The organism is Bacillus infantis (genome assembly GCF_020171945.1).
Taxonomy (GTDB): Bacteria; Bacillota; Bacilli; order Bacillales; family Cytobacillaceae; genus Bacillus_AB; species Bacillus_AB infantis_A.
Map to the genome: position 1 here is coordinate 77,564 of NZ_JAIVAP010000013.1, position 13,150 is coordinate 90,713.

Consider the following 13,150-nt stretch of genomic DNA (forward strand, 5'->3'; position numbering starts at 1 on the left):
AAGGTACCTGACCCCTTGGCTCATTATCTCACAAAAAATGTATCGATTAAGGCGGAACCTCCGTCTAATAAGTATGGCGCGTTTTTACCATCATGTTTATTTTCAAATCTCTTATAACGAGGAGTGATGGTTTGGTTAAGGAGCTCGGTCTCATTTCCATTATAGTGGTTTACTTGTTGTCTGCTTGTTCCAACATAGGAAGTACTGCAAGTGATTGTCCACCAAATGCAGTGATAGAGTGGGTAGATGTATTAATGGTGAATGGAATTAAATACGAGGGAGGAGATGAAGGCTTATCGGAAGGAGAAGCGCCGAAGAAGAGTAAAAAAATTGGTGAGGTTACCTACACATTAGCAGATAATGCATGTCTAGGTCATAAGCTGAAAAATGGCGATGCTGCATTTCTGCCTGTTGGAACAGAAATTTTTGAAATCGCCGGGTATAGACCCGATTTCAGAGTGCTTGCGGGCAATCAAGTGTATCAAGTAAGTGAAAATAACAAAGCAAAGACACTTTCTGATTTATTGGATATAAAAGGAAGGGTAGCGAAGATGAGTCTGGAAAGTGATTATGATGGCAGCCATATATCCGATTTTACAGAGAAGGAAACAACGGAGTTTATTGGGGATTTTCTTTCGCTGGAGTATGTCGGTTTTGATAAGGTTTATAAAAAAATTAAAGGCGACAGGAAAGTGTTTTTGAGAATTCACCTTAAGGATGGCTCATCTTTTAGGATTGGTTATTGGTTGGATGAAAATGTATTGAATTTGGGTGCTGTTGGGACAGAGAGGATGAAGGAGATTGTGATGGATAGGAAAGAAGAGTAATGAATAGATTTGGAAAGGTGCCTGCCACATATGTGCTATAGGTTAGTGTGTAGGCAGGCACCTGTTTTATTTTGCAGGTGGGCCAAGGGGTCTGTCCCCTTGGCTCACCGAATCAATCCCCCGCTCCTGGCCTGCTTCACCCATTCCGGATACTCCTGCATCAGCAGATCATAAAGCTCTTCTTCGGCAATCGCCTTCGGGTCTTCGACGCTGAAGAAGTCGGCGTTGTCGAGGTAGCGTCCGTCCATGTTGTCCAGTTCTTCGAGGAAGGTGAAGTCGGATTGGAACATGGCCTTGAAGAATCCGCGCCGGCCTTTCTTTTTGCTTGCATCGCGGTTGGATTTGCCGATGGCCATGAATTGCCAGAAAACCGGTTCGTAGGAAGAGTTCTGGATGTGACTCCGCGTTTCACGTTCATCAAAGGTGGCGCCATCTGTTACAAACATGACGTATACCGGCATGTTACGGGCTTCCGGGCTGGAGCGTTTTCCCGCAGAGCCGAAATAATGCTGGCGAAGTTCTTTCATTACCTTCCCGTAATAAGTGCCGCCTTCGAGCGGATAAGCCTGGTTCAGCCTGTTTACAAATCCATCAAAATTATCAATGGTCAGCTCATCGGCATGATGGGCATTTTGGCCGAAAAGGAAGATATCAATCGAACCATCGTCGTCGAACCTTGTGCCAAGTGCCAGAATCCGTTCGGCAAATTCCTGGATCTTCCCGGAACGGTACAGGCTTGACATAGATCCGGAAATATCAAGGCATAATGCCACTTTGGCGCTGTGATCCTGAAGGCCTGCCTTTTCGAGGGACACTTTCACTTTTTTCGAGAGATCGAGAATTTTTGGCGCCTTCTGCTCCATCTTCTTTTCCAGCATGACTTTTTTGCTGTTGGCCGGCTGCTGTGCCGGAGCAGTCTGAGCAGGCGCTGTTTGCTGGACGTGAGGCTGAGCTGGTGCTATTTCTTGAGCAGGCTGCTGCGCCTGTCCGCTTTCGTCTTCTGCCACTTCTCCGCCAAAATGCCGAAGCAGAGCGGCCAGTCCTCCATCAAATCCTTTTCCCACCGAGGCAATCCGCCAAATATCCTTCAAGTATACCTCGCCGATAATGATTGCTTTTTCATTTTGAAAATCGCTGCCTGTGAAGCTGTACTGCAAAATGGGCTGTCCGTCCGCTTTCACAGTGAGGGTACCGGATGAAACCAGCGTCATGGTACCCTCTCCGTCGATTGCCGCCGTAAACACTAGATTCTTTACGGACGGATTCAGCTTGTCCAGATCGATTTCATACGTACCCGAGCCGCTGCTATGGGCCTTCATGCTGATTTCACCGGCTGGTGACTGAAGCTGATTATAAAAGATCATATATCTGTCATCAGAAAGCTTCTTATCTCCATCCAGGCCGAAGCATGTAACATCAACCTCCATCCCGGAATGGACCTCAACTGCAATCTCCAGCTGTTTAGAAGAACTAAAGTCATCAAGCTTTGCTCTCTCACCGCGCACCAATAGTCTCATAGACATACTCCTTTTAATCTCTTTTTCTGTATTTTACACATTGTGGCAATTCATTTCCATTGTGAGCCAGGGGGACAGGTCCCTTGGCTCTTTTTAAAGCGTGCCAAGGGACCTGTCCCTGCGGCCTTTCGAAAAGTAAGTCTGAATAGTCCGCGGGCATTCATACAATAAGAAGGAGATTTCGATTAAATAAGTTCTTAAAATATATTATGGAGGTAAAGTAGGTGAGAGCAGCTGTTTATAGCACTTATGGTCCCCCAGAGGTTATTCGTATAAGCGATGTCGAACAGCCATCCATTAAAGAACAAGATAGAGTGTTGATTCGGGTACACAGTGCATCGGTCAATACATTAGACCGCTTGTACAGAAAGGGCTATTTACCAACAAGGATGGATAATGGATTAACAAAACCCAAGAGTCCTATACTAGGCATAGATGTTGCCGGGACTATTGAGGCTGTTGGTGAAAATGTTAACAAATTTAAGGTGGGTGATCATATTTTTGGGAGCTGCTTCGGATCTCATTCTGAATATGTCGCTCCACGTGAGATTTTCCTAAGTCATATGCCGAAAAACATAACTTTTGAGGAAGCGGCTTCTATTCCATGTGCTGCTCAAACTGCATTACAAGCGTTGCGGGATGTAGCACAGGTAAAGCAAGGCCAAAGAGTCTTAATATATGGAGCTTCTGGCGGAGTAGGGCATTTTGCTGTTCAACTTGCTAATTACTTTGGGGCTGAGGTAACGGCTGTTTGCAGTACAACGAATCTTGGGTGTGTTAAAGAACTGGGGGCACATTATGTTATTGATTATACCCAGGAAGATTTCACACATAATAAAAATAAGTACGATATAATTCTGGATGCAGTTGGCAAGCGAACCTTTTTCAGCTGTTTAAGCTCTTTAACAGAGAAAGGGATTTATATTACTGAACACCTGTTTAACCCTAAATACCATCCAGCCCAATTGATGCTAGGTTCATTAATGGGACGCAAAAAGGCTAAAATCCATCTTACAAAACCAAACGATAGAGATTTAGATTTCTTAAGCGGTCTTGTGGAGGAAGGAGAATTAAGGCCAGTTATTGAGAAATGTTTTCCTTTGGAACAGATTGTAGAAGCACACCGACACATCGAAAGCGGACGTACAAAGGGAAAGATTATTATTAAAGTCAAATAAAGAACCAAGGGGACAGGTCCCTTGGTTCTTTTTGAAGCTGGGCCAAGGGGTCTGTCCCCCCGGCCTAAAGGAGAGAAATTAAGTGGAAATTATACCTTTGCTTATCGGGACATTTTTTTATTTTATCCCAAGCATTATAGCAAAGAGAAAAAGTAAGTCTAATAGAGTATTAATATACTTTATAAATCTATTTTTAGGGTGGAGTTTGATTGGCTGGTTTGCTGCTTTAGTTTTAGCTGTCAGGAGGGATCAGCGGGATCAGGTGTTAGGGAGAAAATAAATAAACCAAGGGGTCTGTCCCCCCAGCCTCATTTTTTGCAAATAATGATGTATAATAATTCTTATCATAACTACCAGAGACAGGGGTGCGTGATAAGTGGAAACTAAAAAGTCAATCAAGGTAGGCGGCATAGAATTAGACTGGGATTTGGATACAGGGAAGGTTTTGTTTGATGGCGGGGATGTTGTGTTCTTTTGGGTTTCTGCCATGAAAACATTCTTCGATACGATAAGGGAAATCTCCGGTGCAGAAGCTACACATCTTGTTTTGGAGACGACTGGATTCCGGCAAGGGATTGTCGTTGGGGAAGGTTATAAAAAAATTGCCGGTATTGATAAGCATAATGTAATTCAATGGCTTTCAAATACGTATGCACCAGCTGGCTGGGGGAAAGCGGTCATTAATGACATGGATGAAGAGAGCGGTTCTTTCGTTCTCCATTTACAGGACGATTGGGAGCACAAAATGAACAGGCTTGATGACAAACAATCTGAAGGTGTCTTTGTTCCTGCCCATTATGCTGGAGTTTTTACAGGCCTGTTCGGCCAGAATTATTGGTATAAAATCATTCAGCATCAAAATGAAGTTAATCCATATAGCATCGTTGAATACTTTATTTCTGATATTACCGTCCAGCAGAATATTTTAGAAATGACACGCAGGCAGGAGGCCATACAGATTAAAGAACTTGAAGATCTGGTTGAGGACAAAACAAGAACACTGCAGGAGCTCATTATGGAGCTTTCATCTCCTCTTATTCCGGTACTAGAAGGCATTTCTGTGGTTCCCCTTATCGGAACATATGATGAACAGCGGGGGGAAACCCTCCTGCAGAATACACTGGCTAAATTGCCTGCCCATAAAACAAGATATCTGCTTCTTGATCTGACAGGCCTCCAGGACAATATTAACACTTACACTGCAAATTTAATTGAGAAACTTGGTGCCGCTGCCAGATTACTGGGGACGGAAGTTATCCTGGTTGGCATATCTGCAGAATTAGCCGTAAAAATATCCAACAGCCTCATAAACCTAAGGAAATTCGAATGCCTGCAATCACTTCAGCATGGCATCTACTATGCATTGGGCAAGAGTGGGAAAAGGATCGTTTGAGAGCCAAGCGGAGCCAAGGGGACAGGTCCCTTGGCTCTTTTTGAGTTTGGGCCAGTGGACCTGTCCCCCTGGCTCATTCAAAACTTCATCTGATACCTCTTAAGCTCCCAGTCATGAACTGTGTTCCGGTATTCCTTCCATTCGGCTCTTTTCAGAGAGATGAACTTCCGGAATATGTGGTCGCCGAGAATTTTTCTTGCGAGAGGGCTGTCTGCCAGCAGATCGAGTGCTGTTTCCAGATTGTCCGGTAAGTGGCTGATCCGGAGCAATTCTCTTTTGGTTTCAGGCATGCTGTATATGTCTTCATTAATGGGCTCTGCAGGTTTTTGCTTTAATCGGATTCCTTCCAGCCCAGCTTCTGCAATCACCGAATAAGCCAGGTAAGGGTTTGCACATGGATCAGGATGGCGTGCTTCCACTCTGGTTGCGTCTCCCCGTGATGAAGGAATTCTGATCAGGGTGGACCGGTTGCAGGTGGACCAGGCCATATAGCAAGGCGCTTCAAACCCAGGGACAAGCCTCTTATATGAATTGACGGTTGGATTTGTGATGGCTGTAAGGGACGCAATGTTTTTCATCAGGCCGTTTATGAAATAATAAGTATCTTCCGAGAGTCCGTTTGGATCATTTTCGTTAAAAAATGCATTCTGCCCGTCTTTGAACAGTGAGATATTCACATGCATGCCGGAACCGTTTAAACCCTGAACCGGCTTTGGCATAAAGGAGGCGTGCAGGTTAAAGTTTTTGGCGATATTTTTCACGACCCATTTGTAAGTGGTGGCATTGTCGGCTGATGCCAGGGCATCCATGAACTTAAAGTTAATTTCATGCTGGCCCATCGCTACCTCATGGTGGGATGCCTCAATCTTAAATCCCATGGCCTTTAGGGTACGGTAGATTTCCAAACGGACTTTTTCACCCAGGTCATGGGCCGGCTCGAAATATCCTCCGCTATCCTGCGGTATTGTCGTAGGATTGCCCTCCTCATCCATCGCAAATAAGAAGAATTCCAGTTCCGGGCCGATGCTGATTGAATAACCATAGCTTGCTGCTTTCTCGATCGTTCTCTTCAGCACATTGCGGGGGTCACCCTCAAACGGGGTGCCATCAGGATTGGCCACACTGCACAAAAGCCTGGCTTCACTATATCCTTCTTCTATCGACCATGGAATGACGGAAAAAGTGTTTATGTCCGGCTTAAGGTATAAGTCTGATTGGTTGATGGGGCTGAATCCCTGTATGGAGGAGCCATCGAACATGATTTTTCCCTCTAAGGCATCGTCCAGCTGATCAAAGGTAATAGTCACATGTTTAAGGATTCCTTCTAAATCAACAAATTGAAGATGAAGAAGTTCTATATGATATTTTTTCTGGGCTTCTTTTATTTCAATATAATTTTTATTTTGCTCTGACACTTGAGTCATCGACACTATCCCCTTTACAAAAATTAAAAAAGCTGCGGAGAGTATTCTCCGCAGCTTTGGCACAGGTAAACAAACGTGTGCTTTTATGGCAACGATCACTCTCTTAAACAACGCTTACGGAGTTAGCTGTCGGATTAGGAAGGTAAGAGTCTCCCTGCCATTCATGGCTTCACCCCAAGACTGCAGCCTGCAGTCAAAAGTTGGTTCCCCCGCTCAATAAGATTCAGCGTTTCAGTGTTATTTAATTGTAATCAGGCTGGCTGGATGGATATCGCTCCTCTCTCCTGCAACGCTTACGAAGTTAGCTGACGGGTTCGGAAGGCAGAAGTCCCCCGGCCTTGCGGCTTCACCCCATGATTATTCTAAAATAATCGGTTGGGTCCTCCGTTCTGTATGGATTCAGCGGATCAGGTCAGAATTAGAAATTATCATACTCTCCACTAGTGCAAAGGAAAAACCCGGAAAAGAAGAAAATACGATCGAATTTATTCGGAAAAATTCACTTTACTCTCAAATGCTCCTGTTTTTAAAGAAATTCAGCTTTTTTAGCTTTCAAGGCATTTTTCCAGATTCTTATCAAGCACAAACACTTCCATGCGTTCTCCCATTTTGGTGCTGATGTCGCTGTGGCTTGATAACACTTTGCACATTGTATGCTTTTCTACTATCTCCTCAATGTTCGTGCTGTACATTTCTCTTAGAACCTGACGCATCTTTTTCACAAGCTGCCTGCCGGTTTCATGTTCCACTAAGTGCTTTTCTTCCACAGTCAGGACGCCTTTAAATCTTGCAATGACCATGTCCTCTACAATATAAGTCCTGGTCTCCTGCGGCCCGCGGCCGATCAGCTCCCTTTGCAGCTTGATGAATGCTTCACTTAATTCAGCCTCTAATCGTCGTTTAGAAGATTGCAATTCCAGTTCCTCCCTGAGATTTTCAAAGTTATAGCGAATTTCAAGGTTTATGTTAGTGAGAGGCACTGCTAAAGTCAATAAAAATATGAATTTCAAAAAACATCGAAAAACAGCTAATTAGTCAGCATTTAAGAGAAAAACTAAAGAAAAATCCTCAATATCAAAAAAACCAGCCAAATATGGCATTTTTTTAAGATTTACATTTTCCTTGAGCAGGAGTACGATTGCTTTCGTAAACAGCAATCAAACAACTCAATATTCGGCCTAGTCTCGGAAACGAGAACGGAGGAACCAATCAACAGGGGTTAATTCTGCTATTGCAGAAGGGATGAGATTCAAACTCTTTCGCCATCCTACCCGTCAGCTAACTTCGTCGGCTAAAGCGAAGGAGGTCATAGAGACCGCCTTTTCAGGGGGCCCTTTTTGTTGTGCCAAACAACGAACAGGGCAGCTTGAGTGATAAGAAGGTCTTTTTATTATGCCTATCTTGAAAAAGTGAACATGGAAGACAGAACACATAGAGGGCTGATGCCAGCCGGCTGGGTGTTAAGTAGACCAATGGGTGCTTTTTCTCCAAATGAACAAGAGATTTTTCTATGCAGTTTTTTGCATCTGGACAAAGATGCGGATGATCTGCGCTCTTGGATTCATATTGGGGGAGAAGTAATCATTGGTCTCTTTTTGTTTTCAGTATATGGTTTTTATTTCCATTATTTCAGCTGAGAACAAACGCTTTCACAACTTTTCAGGCATGATAATGCTTTTTGATGATCTCTGAGCAACGAGTAAATCAGGGCTTTAAAAAAGAAGGGAGGTAACTGTGTTGACACTGCCTCAAACAGAGGATGCCATACTTGTCTGTATTCCAAATGAAGAAGTGCTCCTGCGGGTACAAAGCCATTTGAGCGATTCGCATTCATGCTGCCTTGTTTCATCTGATCCTCAAGTGATCAGAGCTTTAAAAAGCAGGGGCCATCAGCGTGTGGTGGAGTTCGGCCTCAAAGATGAGTACTTGATTCTCCAGGGACGGTTCAGGAAGGTGATTGTCTTTGAAAGTGAGATTGCAGAAACATGCACCCTGCTGAAGGTCATCAGGAACAGCACTTGTGCACCTATCATTGTCGCTGCCACCGTTCATGGCTATCCAATGCGCCTTTATTGCGCATATGGAGCAAAATATGTGGTGTATTCCAAAAGCAGCAATATTTCATGTCTATTAAGTTAGAAAACAGGAGGTTATCAAAATGTCGGACATTATCATGGTCAGCCTTTTCATCATCCTGCCGGCTTTAATGCTCGGACTTGGCAGCTGGTCCGCTGAAGCCGTAGAGCAAGGAAGTGAAAACGAATAATGGTTCTGCTGCTTGGCATTACGGCGTTTACTACATTGTACTTATTCTATGTATTACTTAATCCGGAGAAATTTTAACTACTTGGGGGTAAAAAAAGGTGATTACGACGATTCTTTCAATCATTGTCACTATGGCGGCGGTGATTCTGATAGCAAAGCCTGCCGGCATCTATCTGGCAAAGGCTTTTGATTATAGCCAAACAGGGCTGGATAAAGTGTTCGGCCCTATCGAAAACATTCTCTTTAAAATCAGTGGTATCAAAAAGATAAACCAAACATGGAAGCAGTATGCCATGACGCTTGTTTTAGCCAATGGATTTATGATTCTCCTAGTCTATATGGTTTTCCGGCTGCAGGGCATCCTGCCTTTGAATCCAAGCGGGAATCCTGGCATGGATCCAACCTTGGCCTTTAACACAGCCATCAGCTTTATGACCAACACCAATCTGCAGCATTACAGCGGTGAGTCGGGCCTTTCCTATCTCGGGCAGATGATTGGAATTCTGTTTATGATGTTTGCGGCGCCGGGAACGGCTTTGGCAGCTGCCATCGCATTTGTCAGGGCGCTGTCTGGAAAAGAAATTGGAAACTTCCTTGTTGATTTATTCAGAGCGATTACGCGTGTTTTGATGCCAATCGCCATTGTGTCAGGATTAATTCTGGTCGCATTGGGGGTTCCGCAGACATTGGAGCCTACTGTAACAGTCAATACTATCGAGGGGACTGCCCAGGAGATCGCGCGCGGACCTGTCGGGACATTTTTATCCATCAAAGAACTTGGCAATAATGGCGGCGGTTTTTTTGGAGTCAATTCAGCTCATCCGTTTGAAAATCCGAATGCTATCAGCAACATCATTCAAATATTGCTGATGTTCCTATTGCCGACTGCTTTGCCGTTTGCATATGGAAAAATGCTCGGAAATGCCAAACAGGGACGTGTCTTATTTGTATCGATGCTGATGGTCTTCACTGTATTCCTTGGCACGGCACTGTTCTATGAATATCAGGGCAATCCTGCATTGAATGCACTGGGAATTAATACAGATCAAGGCAGCATGGAAGGGAAGGAAGTCCGGTTCGGCACAGGCCAATCCATCTTCTATGCGCTTGTCACAACAGCCTCTGAAACAGGTGCCGTCAACACGATGCATGATACGCTGACACCTATAGGCGGAATGCTGGCCCTTTCCAACATGCTCTTAAATACAGTATTCGGCGGGGTTGGAGCAGGATTCATCAATGTAATCATGTATGCCATGATTGCCGTATTCCTTTCAGGGCTGATGGTGGGCCGTACACCTGAATTCCTGGGCAAGAAAATAGAAGGGCGGGAAATGAAGCTCATCGCCTTAACAATGCTTATGCATCCTCTTTTGATACTGGGTGCATCTGCAATTGCCTTGTATACGCCGCTTGGTGCCGGAGCCATTTCAAACAGCGGCTTCCATGGAATCTCACAGGTAGTGTATGAATATACCTCTTCCGCTGCCAATAACGGATCCGGTTTTGAAGGGCTTGGGGATGCAACACCATTTTGGAATATTTCAACAGGCATCGTCATGTATGCAGGAAGATTCTTTGGGCTTGTCACCATGCTGGCTGTCGCTGGTTCACTATCATCGAAGAAGGTTGTTCCCGAGACAATCGGGACATTCCGCACAGATACCCCTCTTTTCGGAGTGATTCTGGTCGGTACTTTCTTTATTGTAGGTGCACTGACATTCTTCCCGGCACTTGTATTGGGGCCAGTCGCAGAATATCTGACATTGTAGGTGGGAGTGAATAATCATGGCTAATCATGTGTTAAAAGAAGCAAATCAAGCTGCAGGGCTGCATGGCAAAGAGGACAAAAAATCTTTTCAGCCCCATGTTCCCCAGCAGCCTAACCATAAAGACAATAAGGATGAAAATAAAATGATGGATAAAGCGATGGTGGTTCAGGCGCTTAAGGATTCTTTTACGAAGCTTGACCCGAGAAAAATGGTGAAGAATCCGATTATGTTCGTGGTGGAGATCGGTTTCATCATTACACTGATCTTATGCTTTGCGCCTGATGCCTTTGGCAGAAGCGAGGTTGAACCGTGGTTCAATATCACCGTGGCCCTGATCCTGCTGTTTACTGTGTTATTTGCGAATTTTGCTGAAGCACTGGCAGAAGGACGCGGAAAAGCGCAGGCTGATTCTTTGAAAAAATCGAAACAGGAAATTACAGCAAACCTTTTGCAAGCCAATGGAAAAACAGTAAAAACGGCTTCAACATCTCTCAAGAAAGGCGACATAGTCGTGGTTTCACAGGGTGAAATGATTCCCGGTGACGGTGAGGTCATCGAAGGCCTGGCGTCTGTGGATGAATCAGCCATCACTGGTGAATCGGCTCCTGTCATCAAGGAAGCTGGCGGTGATTTCAATTCTGTTACGGGCGGAACAAGGGTGGTCAGTGACCAGATTATAGTGAAAATCACCAGCAATCCTGGCGAGTCTTTCTTAGATCGGATGATTTCATTAGTAGAAGGAGCAGAACGCCAGAAAACGCCTAACGAAATTGCTTTGAACACTGTGCTCACAAGCTTGACGTTAATTTTCATGATCGTGGTTGTCACACTTCCATTTTTCACGAATTACCTTGGGTTCTCGCTTGCAATACCTGTACTGATTTCACTGCTTGTCTGCCTGATCCCGACGACGATCGGGGGACTGCTGTCGGCAATCGGCATTGCGGGGATGGACCGTGTTACCCAGTTCAATGTTCTTGCCATGTCAGGGAAAGCAGTAGAAGCTGCAGGGGACATCAATACGATTATTCTGGATAAGACAGGTACGATTACATTTGGGAACCGGATGGCGAGCAATTTCATCCCAGTGGGAGATGCTTCTTTAGAAGAGCTCCACTACTGGACAGGGATCAGCTCCCTGAATGATGAAACACCTGAAGGGCGCTCCACCATAGAATTGCTGAAGGAAAAAGGCAGCAGGCTCGATGGTTCGGTGGCTGCAGGAGGCCAGGTCATTGAGTTCAGGGCAGAGACCAGAATGAGCGGGATCGATCTGAAGGATGGCCGCCAGGTGAGGAAAGGGGCAGTCGATTCAGTCAAAAGCTGGATAAGGGCCCAGGGAGGAAAGATTCCGGCTGATCTGGATGAAGAAGCAAAGGAAATTGCCCGTGAAGGCGGTACACCTTTGGCCGTTGCGATGGAAGGAAAAATCTTGGGCCTGATTTATCTGAAGGACACAGTGAAGCCTGGAATGAAAGAACGCTTTGACCAGCTACGGAAAATGGGCATTAAAACAATCATGGCAACTGGCGATAATCCTCTGACCGCTGCCACCATAGCGAAGGAAGCGGGTGTGGATGAGTTCATCGCTGAGTGTAAACCGGAAGATAAGATTGAAGTGATCAAGTATGAGCAATCCCAAGGGAAGCTAGTGGCCATGACAGGCGACGGCACCAATGATGCACCTGCGCTGGCCCAGGCAGATGTGGGCCTTGCGATGAACAGCGGTACAACAGCAGCCAAAGAAGCCGCCAATATGGTGGATCTCGATTCCAATCCAACTAAGATCATTGAAGTGGTTTCCATAGGAAAGCAATTGCTTATGACCCGCGGAGCACTGACGACGTTCAGTATCGCCAATGATATCGCGAAATATTTTGCCATCATCCCGGCCATGTTCATGCTGGCCATTCCGGAGATGTCTGCTTTGAACATCATGGGGCTGTCAACGCCATTGTCTGCCATCCTTTCGGCCTTGATCTTCAATGCAGTCATCATTCCATTGTTGATTCCGCTTGCCATGAAAGGGGTCGCATACAAACCGATGAGCTCCAACAGCTTATTGAAACGAAACTTAACCATATATGGACTGGGCGGTGTCCTTGTACCGTTCATCGGAATCAAGCTAATAGATATGCTCGTCTCAATTTTTATCTAACTCATAAATGAAAGAAGGAAGTTACTTATGGAAAAAAAACAAAAGCTTATTGGTCCAATCATCAGGTCCAGCTTTACCATCATGATCCTCGCCGGCCTGATATATCCTATTGCGACAACTGGAATTGCACAGGCCATCATGCCGGATCAAGCAGAAGGAAGCTTGATTTATAACGAACAGAATGAAGTGGTTGGATCTGAATTGATTGGACAAAATTTTACAAATCCGAAATACTTCCATGGAAGGGTTTCAGCTATTGAATATAACGGGGCAGGATCCGGTTCCAATAACTATGCCCCTTCCAATGGAGATCTGCTCCAGCGGGTGGAAGAGTCAATAGATTCCTGGAAAACAGCTAATCCTGATACGCCAATCAGTGAGGTGCCGGTCGATCTGGTTACTGACTCAGGTTCAGGGCTGGATCCCCATATCTCAGTAGAGGGAGCGCTGGCCCAGGTTAACAGAATCATGGATGAAACGGGGCTATCGGAAGACCAATTAACAAAGCTGATCCAAGAAAACACCCAAGGCAAAGAGCTGGGCATGTTTGGTGAAGAACGTGTTAATGTTCTGATGCTTAATCTTGGCTTGGATAAAATATTGCAGTAGTGAAAAA

At 45.1% G+C, this 13,150-nt stretch carries 13 protein-coding genes and 3 riboswitches; of the genes, 10 read left to right on the forward strand and 3 right to left on the reverse strand.

Going from position 1 to position 13,150, the window contains the following annotated elements; all coding sequences use genetic code 11:
* Positions 1-131: 131 nt before the first annotated feature.
* Positions 132-827 carry a hypothetical protein gene (locus LCM00_RS16890; protein ID WP_224904249.1) on the forward strand — a complete coding sequence of 232 codons (696 nt, stop codon included), beginning with the start codon at positions 132-134 and terminating at the stop codon, positions 825-827.
* Positions 828-931: 104 nt separating this feature from the next.
* Here the strand turns inward: LCM00_RS16890 and LCM00_RS16895 are convergent, their stop codons facing one another.
* On the reverse strand, positions 932-2,344 hold the full coding sequence (locus LCM00_RS16895; RefSeq protein WP_224904251.1) for a VWA domain-containing protein: 1,413 nt from the start codon (positions 2,342-2,344) through the stop codon (positions 932-934).
* Positions 2,345-2,568: 224 nt separating this feature from the next.
* Between LCM00_RS16895 and LCM00_RS16900 the strand changes: the two genes are divergently transcribed.
* The 3 genes from LCM00_RS16900 to LCM00_RS16910 all read left to right on the forward strand — a co-directional run bounded on the left by LCM00_RS16900 (position 2,569) and on the right by LCM00_RS16910 (position 4,915).
* The gene (locus LCM00_RS16900; RefSeq protein WP_224904253.1) at positions 2,569-3,522 is read left to right on the forward strand and encodes an NAD(P)-dependent alcohol dehydrogenase; all 954 of its coding nucleotides are present in this window, start codon (positions 2,569-2,571) and stop codon (positions 3,520-3,522) included.
* A gap of 82 nt (positions 3,523-3,604) precedes the next feature.
* On the forward strand, positions 3,605-3,802 hold the full coding sequence (locus tag LCM00_RS16905) for a superinfection immunity protein (protein ID WP_224904255.1): 198 nt from the start codon (positions 3,605-3,607) through the stop codon (positions 3,800-3,802).
* A gap of 96 nt (positions 3,803-3,898) precedes the next feature.
* Positions 3,899-4,915: an STAS domain-containing protein gene (locus tag LCM00_RS16910; RefSeq protein ID WP_224904257.1), complete on the forward strand. Its 1,017-nt coding sequence runs from the start codon at positions 3,899-3,901 to the stop codon at positions 4,913-4,915.
* 77 nt (positions 4,916-4,992) lie between these two features.
* On the opposite strand, the gene glnA is transcribed toward LCM00_RS16910, so the two are convergent.
* Together glnA and LCM00_RS16920 are read right to left on the reverse strand one after the other, a co-directional pair.
* Positions 4,993-6,345: a type I glutamate--ammonia ligase gene (glnA, locus tag LCM00_RS16915; RefSeq protein ID WP_404802171.1), complete on the reverse strand. Its 1,353-nt coding sequence runs from the start codon at positions 6,343-6,345 to the stop codon at positions 4,993-4,995.
* A gap of 89 nt (positions 6,346-6,434) precedes the next feature.
* Positions 6,435-6,578: riboswitch (cyclic di-AMP (ydaO/yuaA leader) on the reverse strand.
* Between the two features lie 36 nt (positions 6,579-6,614).
* Positions 6,615-6,754: riboswitch (cyclic di-AMP (ydaO/yuaA leader) on the reverse strand.
* A 130-nt stretch (positions 6,755-6,884) separates the two neighbouring features.
* Positions 6,885-7,253 carry a DUF2294 domain-containing protein gene (locus LCM00_RS16920; RefSeq protein WP_224904261.1) on the reverse strand — a complete coding sequence of 123 codons (369 nt, stop codon included), beginning with the start codon at positions 7,251-7,253 and terminating at the stop codon, positions 6,885-6,887.
* Positions 7,254-7,504: 251 nt separating this feature from the next.
* Positions 7,505-7,647: riboswitch (cyclic di-AMP (ydaO/yuaA leader) on the forward strand.
* Positions 7,648-7,754: 107 nt separating this feature from the next.
* On the opposite strand from LCM00_RS16920, the gene LCM00_RS16925 reads away from it, so the two are divergent.
* The 6 genes from LCM00_RS16925 (at position 7,755) to kdpC (ending at position 13,143) form a co-directional block, all read left to right on the forward strand.
* Positions 7,755-7,976 carry a hypothetical protein gene (locus tag LCM00_RS16925; protein WP_224904263.1) on the forward strand — a complete coding sequence of 74 codons (222 nt, stop codon included), beginning with the start codon at positions 7,755-7,757 and terminating at the stop codon, positions 7,974-7,976.
* 100 nt (positions 7,977-8,076) lie between these two features.
* Positions 8,077-8,478 (forward strand): hypothetical protein, encoded by a 402-nt coding sequence (locus LCM00_RS16930; protein WP_224904265.1) that lies wholly within the window; start codon positions 8,077-8,079, stop codon positions 8,476-8,478.
* Positions 8,479-8,604: 126 nt separating this feature from the next.
* Positions 8,605-8,682: a potassium-transporting ATPase subunit F gene (locus LCM00_RS24930; RefSeq protein ID WP_083783119.1), complete on the forward strand. Its 78-nt coding sequence runs from the start codon at positions 8,605-8,607 to the stop codon at positions 8,680-8,682.
* Between the two features lie 32 nt (positions 8,683-8,714).
* Positions 8,715-10,376 carry a potassium-transporting ATPase subunit KdpA gene (gene kdpA, locus LCM00_RS16940; RefSeq protein WP_404802174.1) on the forward strand — a complete coding sequence of 554 codons (1,662 nt, stop codon included), beginning with the start codon at positions 8,715-8,717 and terminating at the stop codon, positions 10,374-10,376.
* A gap of 16 nt (positions 10,377-10,392) precedes the next feature.
* Positions 10,393-12,534, forward strand: coding sequence for a potassium-transporting ATPase subunit KdpB (gene kdpB, locus LCM00_RS16945; RefSeq protein WP_404802172.1), 2,142 nt, complete (start codon positions 10,393-10,395; stop codon positions 12,532-12,534).
* A 27-nt stretch (positions 12,535-12,561) separates the two neighbouring features.
* Positions 12,562-13,143, forward strand: a complete 582-nt coding sequence (kdpC, locus tag LCM00_RS16950; RefSeq protein WP_224904269.1) for a potassium-transporting ATPase subunit KdpC — start codon at positions 12,562-12,564, stop codon at positions 13,141-13,143.
* Positions 13,144-13,150 lie beyond the last annotated feature (7 nt).